At 37.5% G+C, this 16,878-nt stretch carries 15 protein-coding genes and 1 pseudogene; 8 read left to right on the top strand and 8 right to left on the bottom strand.

Annotated elements, in window-relative coordinates; all coding sequences use genetic code 11:
* Window positions 1–184: 184 nt before the first annotated feature.
* Complete coding sequence (locus CLU97_RS13485; protein ID WP_121488391.1) at window positions 185–1,054, bottom strand: helix-turn-helix domain-containing protein; 870 nt, start codon at window positions 1,052–1,054, stop codon at window positions 185–187.
* Window positions 1,055–1,156: 102 nt separating this feature from the next.
* Here CLU97_RS13485 and CLU97_RS24370 point away from each other — a divergent pair.
* The 4 genes and pseudogenes from CLU97_RS24370 (at window position 1,157) to CLU97_RS13465 (ending at window position 5,138) form a co-directional block, all read left to right on the top strand.
* Window positions 1,157–2,562, top strand: a pseudogene (locus tag CLU97_RS24370) (aldehyde dehydrogenase family protein).
* Window positions 2,563–2,578: 16 nt separating this feature from the next.
* Window positions 2,579–4,132, top strand: a complete 1,554-nt coding sequence (locus CLU97_RS13475; protein WP_121488390.1) for a GMC family oxidoreductase — start codon at window positions 2,579–2,581, stop codon at window positions 4,130–4,132.
* A 120-nt stretch (window positions 4,133–4,252) separates the two neighbouring features.
* Window positions 4,253–4,675 (top strand): PaaI family thioesterase, encoded by a 423-nt coding sequence (locus tag CLU97_RS13470; protein WP_121488389.1) that lies wholly within the window; start codon window positions 4,253–4,255, stop codon window positions 4,673–4,675.
* Window positions 4,676–4,793: 118 nt separating this feature from the next.
* Entirely contained in the window at window positions 4,794–5,138 is a 345-nt protein-coding gene (locus CLU97_RS13465) for a phage holin family protein (protein WP_121488388.1), read from the top strand.
* Window positions 5,139–5,230: 92 nt separating this feature from the next.
* Here CLU97_RS13465 and CLU97_RS13460 read toward each other — a convergent pair whose 3' ends face one another.
* Complete coding sequence (locus CLU97_RS13460) at window positions 5,231–6,070, bottom strand: alpha/beta fold hydrolase (RefSeq protein ID WP_121488387.1); 840 nt, start codon at window positions 6,068–6,070, stop codon at window positions 5,231–5,233.
* Window positions 6,071–6,378: 308 nt separating this feature from the next.
* Here CLU97_RS13460 and CLU97_RS13455 point away from each other — a divergent pair, with 308 nt between their 5' ends.
* Both CLU97_RS13455 and CLU97_RS13450 read left to right on the top strand, forming a co-directional pair.
* Window positions 6,379–8,373 carry a S9 family peptidase gene (locus CLU97_RS13455; protein WP_121488386.1) on the top strand — a complete coding sequence of 665 codons (1,995 nt, stop codon included), beginning with the start codon at window positions 6,379–6,381 and terminating at the stop codon, window positions 8,371–8,373.
* 131 nt (window positions 8,374–8,504) lie between these two features.
* On the top strand, window positions 8,505–8,996 hold the full coding sequence (locus CLU97_RS13450; protein WP_121488385.1) for a DNA-deoxyinosine glycosylase: 492 nt from the start codon (window positions 8,505–8,507) through the stop codon (window positions 8,994–8,996).
* A 160-nt stretch (window positions 8,997–9,156) separates the two neighbouring features.
* Here the strand turns inward: CLU97_RS13450 and CLU97_RS13445 are convergent, their stop codons facing one another.
* The 6 genes from CLU97_RS13445 to CLU97_RS13420 form a co-directional block, all read right to left on the bottom strand.
* A complete protein-coding gene (locus CLU97_RS13445) occupies window positions 9,157–10,188 on the bottom strand; it encodes a phosphotransferase enzyme family protein (RefSeq protein WP_121488384.1) in 1,032 nt (343 codons plus the stop codon).
* A complete protein-coding gene (locus CLU97_RS13440) occupies window positions 10,179–11,093 on the bottom strand; it encodes a sugar phosphate nucleotidyltransferase (RefSeq protein WP_121488383.1) in 915 nt (304 codons plus the stop codon). The genes CLU97_RS13445 and CLU97_RS13440 overlap by 10 nt, the downstream gene beginning before the upstream one ends.
* The gene (locus CLU97_RS13435) at window positions 11,083–12,480 is read right to left on the bottom strand and encodes a Gfo/Idh/MocA family protein (protein WP_121488382.1); all 1,398 of its coding nucleotides are present in this window, start codon (window positions 12,478–12,480) and stop codon (window positions 11,083–11,085) included. The genes CLU97_RS13440 and CLU97_RS13435 overlap by 11 nt, the downstream gene beginning before the upstream one ends.
* A gap of 193 nt (window positions 12,481–12,673) precedes the next feature.
* Window positions 12,674–14,209, bottom strand: a complete 1,536-nt coding sequence (locus tag CLU97_RS13430; protein ID WP_121488381.1) for a peptidase M61 — start codon at window positions 14,207–14,209, stop codon at window positions 12,674–12,676.
* A gap of 57 nt (window positions 14,210–14,266) precedes the next feature.
* Window positions 14,267–14,959 carry an AIM24 family protein gene (locus tag CLU97_RS13425; protein WP_121488380.1) on the bottom strand — a complete coding sequence of 231 codons (693 nt, stop codon included), beginning with the start codon at window positions 14,957–14,959 and terminating at the stop codon, window positions 14,267–14,269.
* 26 nt (window positions 14,960–14,985) lie between these two features.
* Complete coding sequence (locus CLU97_RS13420; protein WP_147436485.1) at window positions 14,986–15,279, bottom strand: hypothetical protein; 294 nt, start codon at window positions 15,277–15,279, stop codon at window positions 14,986–14,988.
* Window positions 15,280–15,433: 154 nt separating this feature from the next.
* Between CLU97_RS13420 and queA the strand changes: the two genes are divergently transcribed.
* Both queA and CLU97_RS13410 read left to right on the top strand, forming a co-directional pair.
* Entirely contained in the window at window positions 15,434–16,483 is a 1,050-nt protein-coding gene (gene queA / locus CLU97_RS13415) for a tRNA preQ1(34) S-adenosylmethionine ribosyltransferase-isomerase QueA (protein ID WP_121488378.1), read from the top strand.
* A 39-nt stretch (window positions 16,484–16,522) separates the two neighbouring features.
* Window positions 16,523–16,870: a four helix bundle protein gene (locus CLU97_RS13410; protein WP_121488377.1), complete on the top strand. Its 348-nt coding sequence runs from the start codon at window positions 16,523–16,525 to the stop codon at window positions 16,868–16,870.
* The last annotated feature ends 8 nt before the right edge of the window (window positions 16,871–16,878 follow it).

The following is a 16,878-nucleotide window of genomic DNA, read 5'->3' as shown; positions in this document are numbered from 1 at the left end:
AACAACTCGCGTCTTTGTGTTCAACCAATAAATCCATACAGAGATTTCTACGGGATGACAATCTGTACGGATACATTAAGCGTTGTATTTGTTATTCCGCAGGAATCCAGTCTTACACTTTAATAGTTGCCTGTTCAAAAATAAAAAAAACTGCAGACTCTTTTCTTCCAGCTTCCATCCCTTATCAATCTATTTTAAATCTCTTCGGAGACTTTCCGGTGATCTGAGTAAATTTTCTATAAAAATACTCCAGTGTATTAAACCCGGACTCGAAACATATATTTTTAATTCCAATTTCAGGATTGCTGATCAATAGCTGCTTGGCATGTTCTATTCTCAGCTGAATAATATATTCTACCGGAGTGCAGTTGTAAGAATGTTTAAACTTTTTAAACAAATTGGCCTCACTCATCCCTGCGATAAAGGAAAGTTTCTTGATGGTAATTGGTTCTTTGTAATTATTTTTGATAAAATGAACCACTTCCTGTAATCCATTCTGTGCATTTCCAGTCTTGTCAGAATACAAAAGAATATGTTTTGCATTAGTCCTCATCAGTTCATAAATAAGTTCCTTCAGGCTTAAGCTTAAAAGAAAATCTGAAGTACCCTGAAGGTTTCCGTCTATTCTTCTGTTATAGAGATTAGTAAGGCTTCTCCATAAAGACTCATCTGAGCTTACAAACTTTTTTACCGTATTTTCTTTCATCATAATTCCTGTTCTGTCCCAGTCCGGATGCCAGTTTTCAATCACTTCAGAAAATACACTGTCAATAAATTCCTGCTCAATATTCAGTACCAGACATTTGGTGGGCTCTTTGAAAACGGGGTGGATATCTATACTTAGCTCCTTATTACAGGGTGGGATAAATACACTTCTTTCATTAAACTCAAAAGTTTCTTCCTCACTGCGGATGATCTTATTGCCACTCAGCATCAGTGTGATGACAGGTTTTTCAAAAAAGAAAGGAAAATCATGACAAACTACATTCGTTTCAAATACATTCAGTTCACCAAAAGGAATGCTGAAAACAGTTCTTTCTTCGATCTTTTCCATGATAGATAGAGTTTAGGTTAAAAAAAATAGAGAATAGGTAAATGATTTATATCATGTTATTGCCAATTTCGAATTACGAAAAGTACAAAATAATTTGAAACAATGGAAAATATATCAGCAGCTAAAGAAACCCATACTCCAGATACCACATTTTTATCCCTGAACCCTTCTACTTTAGAAGTTATAGGTGAAGTTACCAATACTTCCCGTGAAGAGATTGATGCTAAAATTGAAAAAGCAAAAAAAGCCCAAAAACTGTGGTCGGCAAGACCTGATGCAGAAAGAAAAGAAATTTTATTACAAGTGGCCGAAGCTTTACAGCAAAATTCAAAAGAGCTTGCAGAATGGATTACCCGCGAGCAGGGAAAACCGCTTAACGGTCCCGGAGCCAATTTTGAAATGCAGGCTTGTGTAGGCTGGACACAAGTTCCCGCATCGCTGGACTTACCGGAAGAAATTGTTTTTGAAGACGAAACCAGAAAAGACGTTTTATATAGAAATCCGATAGGAGTAGTGGCTGCTATTGCTCCCTGGAACTGGCCGTTGATGATCGCCATCTGGCAGATTATTCCTTCACTCAGAATGGGAAATGCAGTCATCATCAAACCTTCGGAATATACAACTTTCTGCAGCCTTGAGATGATCAAAGTAATTAATACGGTGCTTCCTGAAGATGTTCTACAGGTAATTACCGGTAGAGGAGAAGTGGGAGGTTACCTTACGTCACATCCGGAAATTGGAAAAATTATGTTTACGGGATCCATCGCTACAGGGAAAAAAGTCATTGAAGCCTCTGTTAAAAATATGGCACGTTTAACTCTTGAATGTGGAGGGAATGATGCCGGAATTATCTTACCGGGACTTGATGTTTCCAAGCATATTGATAATGTTTTCTGGGGAGCTTTCCTGAATATGGGGCAAACCTGTGCCTGTCTAAAAGATTATATGTTCATGAAGACGATTATGAAAAAGTAGTTAAGGCATTAGCAGATTACTCTTCCAATATCCCGATGGGCAACGGAGCGGATGAAACCAGTGTTCTTGGACCCATCCAGAACAAAATGCAGTACGATAAAATTCAGGATCTGATCCGTGATGCTGAAAACATTGGGGCTGACTTTGTTTTCACAGGACAAAAACCTGATCTGGAAGGATATTTCATTCCGGTAACCCTGATAGGAAATGTAGATAACGGAGACAGAATTGTAGACGAAGAGCAATTTGGACCTGTATTGCCAATCATTAGATACAAAACATTGGAAGAAGCTGTCAGCAAGGCCAATGACTCAGAAACCGGATTGGGAGCTTCCGTATGGAGTGATGATCTTGATGAAGCTCAGAAAGTAGCGGCACAACTGGAAGCAGGAACCGTATGGATCAATCAGCATGGAGCCATTAACCCTTTTGTGCCGTTCGGAGGTGTAAAACAATCTGGCTATGGAGTAGAATTTGGAATTGAAGGATTAAAAGCGGTTACCGTTCCTAAAATAATCAGCATCAAAAAATAAAACAAATAAAAAACACATGAAATACGATTTTATAATTGTCGGATCCGGTTCGGCAGGAGCTGTAATTGCCAATAGATTAAGTGAAAACGAAAATATAAATGTACTCCTGCTGGAGGCAGGTCCCGATGATAAAGTTGCTGAAGTACAAGAACAGGCTGGCTGGCCCGCGGTATGGAATACAGAAAGAGATTGGGCATATCATACCGTAGCGCAGGAACATGCGGGAGGAAGTACCAGATATTGGCCCCGTGGTAAGACATTGGGTGGTTCAAGCTCCATTAATGGATTGATTTACATCAGAGGACATCAGCAGGATTATGATAGTTGGGCTTATAAAGGATGTGTGGGCTGGGACTGGAACAGTGTTTTGCCTTACTTTAAAAAATCTGAAACCCACGAAGATGGCAGAGATGATACTCATGGAGGTGAAGGCCCCCTTTTTGTAAGCCGAATCAAACATCCCAATGCCATTTCCATAAGTGCTATTGAAGCCTGTAAAGAATTGGGCTATCCTTTGACGGATGATTTTAACAAAGAAATATGGGGAGTAGGTCTTAATCATTTGACTGCAGGAAAAGACGGAAAGCGATGCTCAACAGCGAAAGCATTCTTAGATCCGGTGAAATCACGTGCTAATTTGCATATTCATACTAATGCGCTGGCTCAGAAACTCATTTTTGAAGGAAACGAATGTGTAGGCATTCAGTATTTGAAAGACGGTGAATTAGTTGAGGCAGAAGCAGAAAAAGAAGTCATTGTATCCTGTGGAACCATTGAATCTGCCAAACTTTTGATGCTTTCTGGAGTTGGTGATAAAAAAGAACTGGAATCAGTAGGAATTTCAGTGGTAAAAGACTTGAAAGGAGTTGGAAAGAACCTTCAGGATCATCTTTTGACAAGCGTTATTTTTAAAGCTAAAAAAGAAATCCCTGCTCCACAAGCCAATCTGTTGGAAGCTCAGTTATTTTGGAAAAGCAAAGAAGAAATGGCTTTCCCTGATCTGCAGCCTCTTTTCATGGGACTTCCTTATTACAGCCCGGGATTCACAGGACCGGAAAATGCGTTTACATTCTGCGCAGGATTTATAAGACCTGCCAGTAAAGGATATATTAAACTGATTTCTTCTGATCCTTCCGTATCACCAGAGATCAACCCAATGTATCTTTCTGAAGAATCTGATCTGGAAGCACTGTATGAATGTGTAGAAATATGCCGTAAAATGGGAAGAACAGAAGCGATGAAAGAATGGAACGATGGTGAGATTTATCCGGGAGAAGGAAAAACAAAAGAAGAAGTAATTGATTATATTAAAAAATCATGTTCCACTTACCATCACATGACAGGAACTTGCAAAATGGGAACCGACAGCCATTCTGTAGTAGACCCAAGACTGAAAGTATATGGAATAAAAGGATTAAGGGTAGCAGATGCATCCGTTATGCCGGATGTTGTTTCCGGAAATACCAATGCACCTACCATTATGATTGGTGAAAAAGCTGCCGATATGATTAAAGAAGATCATCATCTGAAAGCATCAGATTCATCAGAAAAATTAACACTTGTTGTGTAAGAAGGTTCCAAACCGGAATTTAACCGTTTCATGAGGGATGAAACGGTTTTTTTATGGAAATTTTCAGGAATATTGAGATCAAAAACGCTGCAGCGCTTACCTTTGTTTAAAATAAAATTCATGACACCAGAAAAAAAGAAACTCATTACAGACAGCTTCGGCCGTTCAGAAACCTTACAGTTTTATAAAGCGGAACTGCTGGAAGTAGAAACCGATTTTATATCCATGAAAATTCCCAAAATGGAGATGATGACCAGAAAAGCAGGAATGTTCAATGGCGCAATGATAGCCTCTCTAGTAGATGTTTCTTCAGGGTATGCCGCTGTGAGCCATTATCCGGAAGACTGTTATGTAGTGACCGTGGAGTTGAAGGTGAATTATCTTCGCCCTGCCATGGGTGATGCCCTGGTTTCAAAATCTTATGTTATCAAAGGCGGAGGAAAAATTATTGTGGTGAGAACAGAAATCTATGTTCACACCGAAAGTTCTGATTCTGAAAGCCATGTAGCCACTTCATTAGTAACCATGATGAAAATAAAATAAGATATTAAGGAAAATAAAAGACAGAATATTCCTTGAATAAAGGGTTTCGGGGCTTTATTTTTTCCGGAATGGAATACCTTTTGCTCCTTACACTCCATCAACATTAAAAAATAACTCTATGAACTTAATTATCCGATTATTGATAACCGCAATTGTTGCTTATCTTTTAACTAAAATTTTACCGGGAGTACATTTTGAAGGATTTTCTTCAGCCATTATCTTTGCGATTGTGCTTGGGGTTCTTAACATATTTGTAAAGCCTATTTTGAGCCTTTTCGGTCTTCCGTTAACGATTCTTACCTTAGGATTCTTTGCCTTGGTAATTAATGCCGGAATTATCCTGATTGCCGACTATTTCATAGACAGCATGGTAGTAGATGGTTTCTGGTGGGCATTTATCTTCAGTATATTATTATCAATTGTAACCTCCCTCGCAAACTCAATGTTCTCAGATGGAGATTAACGGATCAGAAATAAATCCAATATAAAATTATAAGGCCTGCTGAAAATAGCAGGCCTTTTTTGTAGGTAGAAACTGAATGCCGTTACCTGTTTTTATTTTCTCTTTTCAAACAGCCATTTGGGAATATCTTCTGTTGTTAAAAACGGGATGGTAATCGTATTATGATTAAGGTTACCATATGTTGTAAAAGTCAGATTTTTGTTTGAAACTAATTTTTTAAACAATTTGGTACTTCCCGAATAAGGATTTTCATTGTCTTTTTCACCGTGAATGAGCCAGATATTTTTTTGATCCAGTTGTTTCAGATTTGAAAAATCCGGAACCGCTGCAATGGAAACAATAGCAGCAAATTTGTCAGGCTCTATGCTCATAAGATTTTGTGCTGTAGAAGCTCCCATAGAATATCCCACCAGATAAATTCTGTTTTTATCAATATTCCGGTATTCTTTTTCTACATTTTTTATCAGATCCAATAGGGCAAAGACATCATTTGATGGTTTTGAGACCAGATCATTATCCGTGTTGTTGGCATAAACTGAAGAACGTGTGCTGAATTGTGGGGCTATCACATAGCATTGGTACCTGTCATATATTTCCTCTCTCAGCCATATTTTAGCCAAAGGTTCAAGCTGGCTTTCATTATCGTTTCCAATTCTTGTGGAATTATGAAAAGTAATAACTAATGGAAACTTTTGATTTTTGTCATTATCTTTCGGAGTCAGGATTCTGTAGGGAATTTGTATATCATTCTTGATGAAAACCTTTTTCTGAAAATTATCTGTATTTAAGCTGTTTAAAAATTTCCTGGTAGTAACAAAAGTCAGGCTATCTACCTGTGTATCCAAAAATTCACTTTTCTGAGCAAGCACCGGATTTGAAGTGATAATGACGAGTAAAGTGATCAGGATTTGTTTTAAATTTCGGTTATTCATAGTGTTTTTATAGTTTTCTGGTTTATTTTTACTTTCAAATATAAATAATTAGCAATTTGTACAAAACAGCAATTTGAACTGAAACGGCTTGCCAGATATAAATAGGAGTTACTTTGGCATCTGTACTTGTTTATATTTCTTAACTATACATTTATTTTTAAGAATACAGAATAAAAATCTAAACTTAAATGTTAATTCTTTCGTACGTTTTTATTTTAAATATTAACTTTGGCAATCTTTGAATTTAATAAAAGGATTTCGTGAAATTACTATGATTTCATAGATCCGTTAAAAATGAATATCAACATATGAAACTTAAGTACAGTCTGCTGGCTTTGGCAGCTCCGCTTTTAATGAATGCACAACAAGTAATGACGCCTGAAATTCTTTGGACTTTGAAAAAAGTTGGGGTACAGGCAGTTTCACCGGATCAGGGTTCTCTTATCTATAAAGTAGGACAGGTAGATCTGAAAACAGAAAAAACAAAAAACGAGAACTATTTTCTGAATGTTCTTAATAACCAGTCTTCCAAAATAGATTTCGGTAAAAAAGCCCTTATTCAGTGGGATAAAAACGGAATTTATGCTCAGGAAGGAGATAAAATCTATCTTTCTAAAGATGCCGGAAAAACCTGGACAGAATTCTATACCATTGGTGAAGCAGACAATATCGTAATTTCTCCGGATGGGAAGAAAATTGCTTTCAGCAAGCAGGTGTTGGTAGAAAAAGTGATGGGGAAAGATAAATTCAGTGATACGCCTAAAACTACGGCTCAGGTTTATACGGACCTTAACCACAGACACTGGGATTATTTCAATGAAGGAAAATACAATCATGTATTTGTAGTGAATACTTCTGATAAAGCAGAAGGAGCTAAAGACCTTTTGGAAGGAAAAACATGGGATTCTCCCCAGCGACCTTTCGGAGGTGCTGAAGATTTTATCTGGAGCCCGGATTCTGCGCAGCTTTTATATGTTACAAAACCTAAAAGCGGTAAAGAGTATTCTACAAGCACCAATACAGATATCTTTGCTTACGATTTGGCATCAGGAACAACCAAAAATCTTACAGAATCCAACAAAGGATATGATGTAAACCCTAAGTTCAGCCCGGACGGAAAATCTTTAATCTGGCAAAGCATGGCGAGAGATGGGTATGAAGCTGACAAAAATGATGTAAAAATCCTGGATTGGAAATCAGGAAAGACCACAAATCTTACCTCAGGCTGGGATGAAAGTGTTTCAGGAGATGTGCTTTGGGGAGCAGATTCAAAAACAATCTACTTCACCGCAGCATTCAGAGGGACAAAACAGCTTTTTGCCCTGGATTCAAAATCAGCAAAAGTACAACAGATCACTAAAGGAGATTTTGACGTTAACGAAATCTTTACAGACAATAAAACTTCCCTTTTAGTAGGAAGAACAGACGTAAACCATGCCACAGAAATATTCTCTGTAAACGTTAAAAACGGAGAAATGAAGCAGGTAACTGAAGCGAACAAAGAAACCTATGCTAAATTAGCTCAGGGGAAATCTGAACTTAAAATGGTAAAAACTTCAGACGGTAAAGAAATGGGAGTTTGGTTCCATTATCCACCGAACTTTGATCCTAATAAAAAATATCCGACTTTGGTTTACTGCCAGGGAGGGCCACAGTCTGCTCTTACTCAGTTTTTCAGTGTAAGATGGAACTTCGCCTTAATGACAGCGAATGATTATATCGTGGTAGCTCCCAACAGAAGAGGTATGCCGGGCTGGGGAACAAAATGGAACGAAGAAATTTCAAGAGACTGGGGCGGACAGCCAATGAGAGATTATCTGGCAGCTACAGACTTTGCGAAAACTTTACCATATGTAGACGGAGACAGAGTAGCAGCTGTAGGAGCTAGTTATGGAGGATACAGCGTATTTATGCTGGCAGGAATTCATGAAAACAGATTCAAAACGTTTATTGCTCATGACGGATTATTTGATATGAAATCCTGGTATCTGACAACAGAAGAACTTTGGTTTGCGAACTGGGATCTTGGTTCTCCATGGGAAAAGCCACAGCCAAAAGCGTATACAGAGTTCAACCCAAGTAACTTCGTAGATAAATGGAACAAACCTATTATGATTGTTCAGGGTGGAATTGATTTCCGTGTTCCTTACGAGCAAGGACAGGAAGCTTTTCAGGCTGCAAAATTAAGAGGATTAAAATCTAAATTAGTTTACTTCCCGAACGAAAATCACTGGGTACTGCATCCACAAAACGGATTGGTATGGCAGAGAGAATTCTTCGATTGGCTGAAAGAAACTTTATAAGACAAACAACAATTTATGATCAATAGAAACGGGCTTTTGCCCGTTTTTTTTATAATGAATAATCTGGCTAACTTCCAGCCTCCCTCTTCCAGCTTCCTAATCTGCAAGTAATAAAATCTCTATATTTGAATATGCAAAACCGTATTTCTTCATTTCCACCTCTTATTGATACCCAATCTGAAATTTTAATTTTAGGATCAATTCCCGGAGTGAAATCATTAGAAAAACAGCAATATTATGCCCACCCGCAAAACAAATTCTGGAAAATTATTTTTGAACTGCTGAACGAAGAATTCACCGACGATTACGTTCAACGAATTGAAATCATAAAGAAGTATCACATTGCTCTGTGGGATGTCATTGATTCCTGCGAAAGAAAAGGAAGTCTGGATTCTGAAATCAAAAATGAAGAAGCCAATCAGATTGCTGAGCTGTTGGAGGAACATCCAAACGTTAAAGCTATTTTCTGCAACGGCGGGAAATCCTACAAAAACTTACAAAAACTGCTTGGGAAAAATTATAAACTGCCCATTTTTTTATTGCCGTCTACAAGTCCGCTTCATACCGTTTCCTTTGAGAAGAAGCTGGAAGAATGGAAGAGAATTCTGGAGTTTTTGGTTTGAGAGTAGGTTTTTGAAAGTAGGAGAGTTTGAGGATTTGAGAGTAGAAACAGATTCTTACAGAATGATAAACAGAGCGCTTTATCTATCTGCACACTTTGTCATTCCGTAGGAATCTATTCACTTAAAAATCCAACTTTCTAACCCTCAAACTCTCCGACTCTCAAACTCTCAAGTATTCCCTTAATCCTTTCAACAGCTCCAGCTGGTTTTTTGTTCTATCCAGATTGTGCTCAGGATGCGTGATAGAATAGTAAGTGCTTCCATTCAGGTAATCCGTTAAAAAACGAAGTTCCTGAATATAAATGGCGACCTGTGCAGCATAATCAAGGTGATCCATTTCTAGCGGATTCAGTTTTTCTTTTAGATAAAATAGAAATCCTTCTTTTACAACTTTATACATTTCAGGATTGAAATTATTTTGGGCACTTCCGTCATCTTCATGGGTTGTATTGGTATAAGATTGAATCATCGTTCCAAAATCGTACAAAATGGTAGAAATCATCATCGTATCCAGGTCAATTACAGCCAATGGCTGATGATTTTGATCAAAGAGAATATTACTGATTTTTACATCGGCATGAATAATCCTTTTGGGAATCTGATGGGTTTTCTCCATTTCAATCCATTGATCTGGCAATGACAGAAGCTGGTTGGTTATCTCTATTTCTGCCTTTGCATTTTCTATTAAATGAGATGCAGCATTCTTGAGTGAATTTTTATAATCTGCAACCCTTTTCTCGAAATTAAGAAAATTAGGAAGAGAATCTTCTATCGCCGGCAGTTTTTCTGTATTGATGGTAGTAAGGAAATAACTGAATGTTTTAGCCGCTTCAAAAGCCACCTGTAAAGATGGAGCAGAAAGAAAGGTCATACTGTTTTCTACGAAACTCAGCATGCGCCAAGGCTGCCCATCTGTATCTTCTGTCAAAAGCCTATTATTGAGAGAAGGAATAGGCTCAATAATTTGAAACTGATAATCATTTACCTTGAGAATTTCATTAATCATTAAATGATTATTGACAATCACTTCCGGCTGTCTGAATACATGATTATTGATTTTCTGGAGGATAAATTTTTTTCCCAGATCTTTATTCTCCAAAAGATAAGTCGTATTGATTAATCCGTCCGTAATAGGAGTGATTTCATAATTGTCCGTACCGATAAATTCAAAAACGATATCATTTAGCTCCATAAATCTTCCGGGTATCTGTTGTTTTTAATCTCTGAAATCAGAAAATCCTTAATTTCTTTTTTATCATCGGCATAAGTAACGCCCATCCATTGGGTAGGAGAGGCTTTTACCTTTACTTTTACTCTGTTTTCGTCTATCATTCTTTGTACTGCAGAAGGAATATAAAATTCCTGATTCGGAAGCGGATCAGATTCTATGAAATCATAAAAATAGGCTTCCAGGTAGCAGAAAATATGAGGATGGAAAATAAAAAAGTTCATGGAAACCAGTGTTTCGGGATCCAATTTTATATTTTCTCCGTTTTCAATATAGATGATTGAATTATTTACCCTCTGAATCGTAGTTTGTTCCACTACTTTGATCAGATAGTTTTCAGCATCCAAAGTACAGATTCCTCTTGCTACAGCACCGTTTCCGCTCAATGTAGTTCCTACAGGATAGGCAACCATTCCTAGTTGAGCGTCTGAAATAGAGTGATGATTTATTTCGTGCGCTGCCAGCTGATAAGCTTCTTTTCCATAGAAATCATCTGCATTAATCATAACAAACGGTTCCTGTATAGAATATTTGGCGCAAAGAACAGCATGGGCCGTTCCCCATGGCTTCTCACGATCGGGATAATCAAAACCTTCCAGTGAAATAGGAATGCTGTCCGTTTCCTGATACACCCAATGCAGTTCAAAATTTTTAGCTTTTGAAATACCATTGAGCCTCTCTATATAACTTTCAGGAATCAGTCTGTTGACAATAATAACCACTTTTTGAAAACCGGCTTCCAAAGCATCAAAAATGGAATACTCCAGAATAGGAGAACCGTTATTGAGTATTCCGTCTACCTGCTTCAATCCTTTGTATCTGCTTCCTAATCCGCCTGCTAATATAAGTAAGGTCTTCTTAGAACTCATCGGTCATTCCAAATACAGGTTTACGGGTTTTCCATTTTCCATTGGTAAAATCAGGGATATCAACTACCTGACCGCCTTTGGCAATAGACTCTTCACTCAATGGCGTAATAGAATACCACAGGGCAAGATCATATACATCCATCGGGAATTCTATATTTCGTTTGATACATTCTATAAAAGTATTCATCACAAAGAAATCCATTCCGCCATGTCCGGCTCCTGCAGCAGTATTTTCAAATTTCTTCCACATTGGATGATCATATTCTTTCATCCATTTTTCTGTATTGTCCCAGCGGTGAGTGTGGTTCATGGTTTTTTCAAAATAAATATTTCCCTGGTTGAATTCTCCCCATCCGAAATCCTGCCATAAGCCCTCAGTTCCCTGAACTCTGAAGCCCAGATCGTAAGGCCGCTGTAAGCTTGTATCATGCGTCAGAAGAATGGTTTCTCCATTAGCACAGGCAATTTGAGTGGTTACAATATCTCCTTGACTGAATTTCACTTTGGCACTTGGATGGTTTTCTCCGCCTTTAGGATGTTCAACAATATATTTATGGAGTCCTACAGATTTTGATGAGAATGAAGAAAGTCTCGTTAAACGGTTTCCTCTGTTGATGTCCATCATCATCGCGACAGGGCCTAGTCCATGGGTAGGATAAAGCTCACCATTACGTTTTACATAATGCTCCGTTCTCCATTTTGCCTCACTGAATCCTTTTTCTCCGAATTCAGCACCGGAATTGTAAGGAGTAACCCCATCATTGAAAAGAACACCTCTCAGATCGTGCTGATAGCCGCCTCTTCCATGTACCAGCTCACCAAACATCCCTTTACGGACCATGTTGAGAATCGCCATGATATCTCTTCGGTAACATACATTCTCCATCATGAAGATAGGAACTTTTGTTTCCTCATATACTTTTACAAACTCCCAGCAATCCTGAAGCTTAATGGCTCCGGAAACTTCCATGCCCACAATTTTTTTAGCGCGCATAGCTTCTACACCCTGTGTCAGATGCCATTCCCATGGAGTAGCAATGACAACAGCGTCTATTGTTTTTAATTTTAAAAGATTTCGATAGTCATATTCCCCGTTGGAAAACTCCTGAGCCGCCGCTTTATTGTTGTCTTTTAAGATTTTTTGAGAGGCAGCAAGCATTTTTTTCTCCGGATCAGCAAATGCTACAATCTCCACATCATTACGTTTTGCCAGTAATTTTACATGTTCCTGACCACGAAGACCCACCCCGATAAAACCAACGCGGACCTTTTTATCTGTTTTAAAATCATGGGAATAGGCAAATAATGAATTGGGTAAAACCAGTGCCCCAAAGCTAGCCAGAGCTGCTGTTTTAAGAAAGTTCCTGCGGGAATTACTATTGTCCATCTATTTTTTTTCTTAAATATATTAAAACTTTTGTAAATCCCGAAGCTGTGAGAGATATTAAGTTGGAGGGTAGTAGAGTTTGTGAGTATTGGATTTGGGTGCGAGGGTGTGAGGGAATTAGAGTGTGGAAATATAGCTGATTAACCTTTTACTCTTTAGCCACTTTTACTTTCTTGTTATTTCGCTTAAAAAATTATTGATTAATCCATGCTTTTCTTAGAGCCAGTTGTTTTGCATCAGGGTTCGGAAGGGTTGTTACTTTTCCGGTAGCTTCATCATAATTGAAACCTGCTTTTTCCAGGTATTCTTTCAAAGGAATGGGTTGGCTCCCCTCAATATAATCTCTGAAAAATGTACGGATTTCCGGAAAGGTCATTTTGGTAATGTCATCAAAAAGTTCATCATCATTGAAATATTTACCTGCTCCATACTTTTTCATGAGCATCTGCATCAGATCCTGGGTTCCCATTTTTCCATTGGAAAGTTCTCTTAATCTTATATCCAGGCATACTCCGAGTAATGCTCCTTTCATGTAGAAATTCATATACTGATCCTGCCTTTCCATAGATTTTTTACTCATTTCCGTGAAGGATAAAGTATTGTCAAATGCTTTCATTTCTTTGATCTTTTCTTCCAGACTTTTTTCAAAATCTTCCATACTGATCATTTTTTGTTTGATGGGCATATGAATTGTAGCATACTCTGTCATTCCTTCATACAGCCACAAATGTTTAGACATCACAGGATTCAGAAAATCATAATGCTGAATTTCTCCTGAATGAATATTAAGCGGTGTAACAACGTGAAAAAACTCATGGGAAGCCACCCTGTTCAGAGCGTTCGGAAGAAACTTCATACTTCCTGAACGGTACAGACACACTGTAGAGTGGGAGTGTTCCAGTCCATCACCCAAAAATCCGTTTTCATTGGAAGATTCATAATAAATCAGAAAAGCATATTTGTTAACGGGTAAGGTTCCGCCAAGATAAGCCTGCTGATTTTTCAGGATGTTTTCTATTTCATGCGCTATTTTTTTGGAATAATTCCTTTCTTTTTTGTTATAAAATGATACGAGCACTTTGGTGTGGCCTATTTTGAGCCATGTGGTATCAGGAACAGAATACATAACAGGAGAATCTACCAGTTCCCGGTAATCTTTTGCCCAAACCATATCCGTGATATTATTTTTCTGCCTGTAATCTAAAGCAGAGGAAGCATAGAAATCCTTGTTTTTTGTAATGGTAATCTGATAAGGAATATCTTTCATCTCCTCAAAATATCCTACCAGAGAATTATAATTGATGACAAAAACGCTGTCTTTTATAAACATACTTCCGGCAGACCTTGCTTCATTGGATTCCTTTTCCAGAGAATCCCAACCATCAGCTACCTGATAAGATATTTTCTTTACATGATTAAGATCATGCACCATCCAGCTGTTTTTATCCAGACGTTCAGTTAATACCTTTTTGCCATTTTTATCAGTGGCTGTGAAATCAGAAACATATTGTCCGAAATTCATAGCCTGATAAAATCCGGGTACCAGTTTTGGAATGATAAATTTGCCCTGTTTAAGAGTATTCTTTGGGGGCGAAAAAGATACCCGGACTTCATCATTAGACATATGAAGAAGATCTATATTATATTCGTAATTTTTCTTTGAAGTCTGTGCCATCATTACATTAGGTAGTAAAATGATTACGACAAATAGCTTTATAAGAGTATCCATAGGCTGCAAATTTTATTTATTACGAATATTTTAAATCACTTCTAAGATTGGTTTGTTTTATTTTTCCATATAGTACACCTCTTCATAAGGCTGAATCAGTACCCATCCATGTCCTGAGAACTTCATCTGGAACTCTTCACCGCTTCCTCTGCCAATAAGGCTTTTAAAAGAAACATTGGTCTTTAGCTCCGGGCTTAGATTTCCGGACCATGCAACGGTAGCATTCGGATCTGTGAACACAGGAGTGTCTGGAGTTACGAGTAAAGTAAGAGGGTCTCCATGAGTGGTAATAGCAATATGCCCCGTTCCTGAAAGTTTCACCTGGAAAAGTCCACCGGACATCATTCCTGCAATACTTTTCAGCATAGTAATGTCACTTTTTACGCTTTGTTCGTGGGCAAGAACGTCATTTCCGTTCACACACACAGATTCATTATTCAGATATAAAATACGGACTTTCTTTCCGGAATCGGCTACATAAAGCTTTCCGGTACCTTCCGCTTTCATCAGCTTGGCTCCTTCACCACTGATTGCTTTCTTTAAAAGATTTCCAATTCCTCCGGAAAGCATTCCCTGTCTTTCAAAATTGATATTTCCCACATAGCTTACCATGCTTCCTCTTTTCGTCCATACTGCCTGATTATTAAGATTGATTTCCAGAAGGTGTTTGGTTTCCAGTTCAAAATAATCTCTTTGCTGCGGATTCTCTTTTGTTTCGTTGATGAATGCTTCAATCGAATATTTACTCATGATTATAATTTTTTAATTTGTTGTTTTTATAGTGTTGTTGCTTTTAGTTGGTCGAGTTTATACTCCCTTTTGTTACTTTTAGGATTAAGATCTGTCAATTTGGAATACAATTTCAGGTAAGTCTTCATCTTCTTCCCGTTGTTTTCATCATCATGTGTGTCATAGTTTTCAGTTTTTAAATGAAAATCAAACCAGATAAATCCATATTCGTCAATCCTTCCGCTCCAGCTGAATGTTTCAATGGCGTGACCGTTAGGATACGGATTATCAATGAAATATATTTTACTTACAGATTCCATGTTGAATTTAAATTTTTCCAAAAATACTCTTTTTATGCCTTGAGAATCCCCGTAAAATCACGGTTTTATATTTGATTGTAAATAATACTTGACAAAGGGGTGTTCAATGTCGTATATTTGCACTCCGAAAATTACACCTTGTAATTTCAATAATTTTTAAACCGTAATTTAAAAAATGAAAACATCAGATTTTAATTTTGATCTTCCTGCGGAATTATTAGCAGAACACCCATCAGAGCACAGAGACGAAGCCAGATTAATGGTACTTGATAGAAAAACACAAACTATCGAGCACAAATTATTCAAGGATGTTGTGGATTATTTTGATGAAAATGATTTGTTCATCTTCAACAATACTAAAGTTTTCCCTGCACGTCTTTACGGAAATAAAGAAAAAACAGGTGCTAAAATTGAAGTTTTCTTATTAAGAGAGCTCGATAAAGAAACAAGAGTTTGGGACGTTTTGGTAGATCCGGCAAGAAAAATCAGAATTGGTAACAAATTATTCTTCACAGAAGATGAGTCTTTGGTAGCTGAGGTTATTGATAACACTACTTCAAGAGGAAGAACGTTAAGATTCTTATTCGACGGTTCTTACGACGAATTCAGAACGAAACTAAAAGAATTGGGAGAAACTCCGCTTCCAAAATATATCAAAAGAGCAGTAGAGCCGGAAGATGCAGAAAGATATCAGACAATCTATGCAAAGGTAGAAGGAGCAGTAGCTGCCCCTACAGCAGGTCTTCATTTTTCTAAGCATTTGATGAAGAGATTAGAGATCAAAGGGATCAATTTTGCAGAAGTTACACTTCACGTAGGATTGGGAACATTCAACCCAATTGAGGTAGAAGATCTTTCTAAGCACAAAATGGAGTCTGAAGAAATCATTATTGATGAGAAAAATGCAGAGCTTATCAACAGAGCGGTAGATTCTCACAGAAGAGTTTGTGCAGTAGGTACTACAACGATGAGAGCATTGGAAACTTCTGTTTCTTCAAACAAAAAGATCTCTGCTTTCAACGGATGGACTAATAAATTCATTTATCCGCCTCACGATTTCGGAGTTGCTACCTCAATGATTACCAACTTCCACACACCGAAGTCTACATTATTGATGATGATTGCTGCATTTGCAGGAAGAGATTTCGTAATGCATGCTTATGAAGAAGCCGTAAAAGAAAAGTATAAATTCTATTCTTACGGTGACGCAATGTTAATTCTATAAAAAGTAAAAAGAGCCAAGTTAAAAGTAATACAAGTAGAGATGAGACAAAATGATTTACTGATAAGGACTTTTACATTTGGAGTTAATTGTCTTAAATTTTTAAGAACACTTCCAAATGATTCCGAAAGTAAATTAATAAGATTTCAACTTGGAAAATCTGCTACTTCAATAGGTGCTAATTATGAAGAATCCCAAGCCGGATCTTCTAAAGCTGACTTTAGAAATAAAGTGAAAATTGCTTTAAGAGAAGCAAGAGAAAGCCATTTTTGGCTTCGGGTTTTAGAAGAACTGGATGGTTATGATTCTGAAGAATTTAAAGCTTTGCTAATTGAAAGTAGCGAATTGAAAAACATTTTGGCTGCAATAGTTAATAATACTAAACTTTAAAAACTTTT

It is taken from the genome of Chryseobacterium sp. 7 (assembly GCF_003663845.1).
In the GTDB taxonomy this organism is placed as follows: Bacteria; Bacteroidota; Bacteroidia; order Flavobacteriales; family Weeksellaceae; genus Chryseobacterium.
Note: the sequence above shows the minus strand (reverse complement) of the source record. Positions and strands in the feature narration are given on the sequence as shown.